General features: G+C 74.9%; 1 protein-coding gene and 1 pseudogene. Both read right to left on the reverse strand.

Annotated features, from left to right (window positions below; translation table 11 throughout):
• Positions 1-61: 61 nt before the first annotated feature.
• A complete protein-coding gene (locus E1265_RS36255) occupies positions 62-619 on the reverse strand; it encodes a helix-turn-helix domain-containing protein (RefSeq protein WP_132935179.1) in 558 nt (185 codons plus the stop codon).
• Positions 620-1,314: pseudogene (locus E1265_RS36260) on the reverse strand (transcriptional regulator); the annotation flags it as partial.

Consider the following 1,314-nt stretch of genomic DNA (forward strand, 5'->3'; position numbering starts at 1 on the left):
GCGCGCTGGAGGCCGGCACCCGCTACGGGTGCCGGCCTCCGGCTGTGAAGCGGACCCGCTGTCAGCTCAGGTCCAGGTCCAGGTAGTCGATGTCGGTGACCTCCACGTCCAGGCCGGCCGCGCGGCGGCCGCGGTCTTGGAAGTAGGCGAACCCGAGGCCCTGGCCCAGGAGCTGCCGGAGCTCGGTCTCGTCGGCGCCGGCCTGGTGGGCGGCGAGCAGCGCGGCGGCCGCGTTCGGCTCGATGGTCTCCGTCACCCGCCGGAGGCGCGGGTCGTCGGTGGAGCCGGGGGCGGCGGTGAACCCGAACCGGGCGCGGGTCTCCACGGCGATGCCGGCCTGGGCGGCGCGGCGGATCGCGCGCTGCCGGATCCGCGGCTGCCAGCTCCGGCGGGCCTCGCGTTCGAGGGCGGCGGCCAGCTGCGGGCCGGGCCGGCGGATCCGCCCCGTGAGGTAGCGCTGCACGGTGCGCGTGGAGATGCCCAGCCGCGCGGCCACGGCGCGTGTGGAGCCCTTCTCCGCGCGGAGGATGACCCGCATTCGGGCCGCCGGCGACGCCGGCAGCGGCCTCGTCTGCACGGCCTGGAGCGCCGCTTCGATGGCGTCCTGGACCTCACCCATTTACTCATCCCCCCGGGAGTCGGATTCCTTGATGTGGCGGGCCGGGTTATGGCCCTGCTCCATTACCTGGGCGGCCCACCAGAATTCGCGGGCGCCTTCCAGCTTGACCATTCCCGGGCTGACGCCGAGCCGGAAAACGCCCGGCAGGGGCTTGCCGGACGTCGCGTCCCGGGGCAGGAGGTCGATCGGCGAGGCGCTGGTGGCGGGGTAGACGACGCAGTCCGAGAGGACCGCGATCGGGTACCGGCCGGCCTCCGCCATCCGCATCATCTTGCGGTGCATGTTGGTGCGCGCCTGGGCGATCACGGCCGCGCGGATGTCGGGGCGCCAGGTCGGGCGTTCCAGGGCCGGCCACCGCTCGCCGGCCCGGTGCCGGATGCCCTGCGGCCGCTCGCGCAACTTGCCGATGCCGCCCTTCACGGTCGCCTTGATGGCCGACAGGACGGCGGCGAGGGCCGGGTCGGCGGCCTTGTGGCGCTCCATGGCGGCCAGGAACTCCGGCTCCGGCATGCCCTTGGTGACGCCGAGGTCGGCCATGGTGGCGAGGTAGGCGTCGCGCAGCCGCTCGTACCAGGGATCGAGGTACGGGCCGGCCTCCGGGCGGATCCACGCCTCCAACGGCCGCACATCGGCGCCGAGCTCCACCGCGTAGGCCAGGGTCGGGGTGGCGTACCAGGCCGGGCCCGTCGGCCGCT

The sequence above is a fragment of the Streptomyces sp. 8K308 genome (genome assembly GCF_004348315.1).
GTDB lineage: Bacteria > Actinomycetota > Actinomycetes > Streptomycetales > Streptomycetaceae > Streptomyces.